This window comes from Burkholderia sp. Ac-20345 (assembly GCF_017104825.1).
Lineage (GTDB): Bacteria > Pseudomonadota > Gammaproteobacteria > Burkholderiales > Burkholderiaceae > Burkholderia > Burkholderia lata_B.
Map to the genome: position 1 here is coordinate 1 of NZ_JAAGPO010000481.1, position 1,433 is coordinate 1,433.

Annotated in this window: 1 protein-coding gene and 1 pseudogene; both read left to right on the forward strand. The window is 71.0% G+C overall.

Features of this window, described 5'->3' with window-relative positions:
* A pseudogene (locus G3O06_RS49550) lies at positions 1-175 on the forward strand (CoA transferase); the annotation flags it as partial.
* A gap of 44 nt (positions 176-219) precedes the next feature.
* Positions 220-1,433: MFS transporter (locus G3O06_RS48135; protein WP_205820428.1), on the forward strand; the 1,214-nt coding region annotated here is incomplete at its 3' end.

Consider the following 1,433-nt stretch of genomic DNA (forward strand, 5'->3'; position numbering starts at 1 on the left):
CCGTGTGCCCGACGCGGGCGCGGTGTTCGACGATCCGCACGTGCGCGCACGCGGCGTCGCCCGCGAGGTGGCGGCCGACCGGTCGCTCGCGGTGCGCTTCCCGGTGAAATTCTCGCTCGGCCTGCCGGACGGCGACGACCGTGTGCCGGCGCCCGGCGAGCACGGTGGCGGATAGCGCGATACCACTGGACGCCGACGATAAATAAACAGGAGACAGCCATGACGAATGGTGCGCAGTACCGCCCCGGACGGGCGTGGTCGATCGCGACGATGCTCGCGCTGATGATGCTGGTGAATTTTCTCGACAAGGTCGTGCTCGGCCTCGTGTCGGTGCCGATGATGCGCGACCTGCATCTGAGCCCGACGCAGTTCGGCGTGATCGGCGGCAGCCTCAACTGGCTGTTCGCGGTCGCGGCGGTCGCGGGCGGTATCGCCGCGAACCGCTGGCCCGCGAAATGGCTGCTGTTCGCGATGGCGGCCGCATGGGCGCTGCTGCAACTGCCGATGCTCGTCGCAAGCTCGATCTGGGTCGTCATCGCGTGCCGGGTGTTGCTCGGCATCGGCGAAGGGCCCGCGTCGCCGGTCGCGACGCATGCGATCTACAAATGGTTTCCCGATACGCGGCGCAATCTCCCGGTCGCGCTGCTGCACCAGGGCAGCGCGCTCGGCCTGCTGATCGCGGGGCTCGCGATTCCGGTCGTCACGTCGCACTGGGGCTGGCGCGCGAACTTCGCGGTGCTGGCGCTGCTGGGGGCCGTGTGGTGCATCGCGTGGGCGGTGGTCGGCGAGGAGGGCACGCTGTCACGCGGCCCGCGCGCGGCGGGCGGCGAACGCGTGCCGTACGGGCGGCTGCTCACCGATCGCACGGTGCTCGGCAACTTTCTCGGCCATTTCGCGGCGAACTGGATTCTCGCGATGACGCTCACGTGGATGCCGACCTACCTGCAGCTCGGGCTCGGCTTCGGGCCGCACGAGGCGGGGCGCATGTTCGCGCTGTTCGTCGCGGTCACGTCGCCGCTCAGTCTCGCGCTGGCATGGCTGTCGCAGACGTTGCTCGCGCGCGGCCTGCCGTCGCGGCACGGGCGCGGCACGTTCATTGCCGTCACGCTCGCCGTTGCCGGCGCAATGCTGGCCATGCTGCCGGTGCCGGAGGTGCCGCGCACGGCGAAGCTCGTGCTGCTGACGCTCGGCAGCGGCCTGACGCTGACGATGTACTCGGTCGGCCCCGCGATGCTCGCCGAGGTGACGCCGGACGCGCAGCGCGGCGGCGTGCTCGCGCTCAGCAACGGCTTCGCGTCGCTTGCGGGCCTCGGCGCGCCGGTCGTCACCGGGATGCTGATCGAGGCGAGCGGCGCGTCGGTTGCGCGCGGCTTCGAACAGGCGAGCGTCGTGTGCGGCGTCGTGCTGATCGTCTGTGGCGTGCTCGGCGCGTG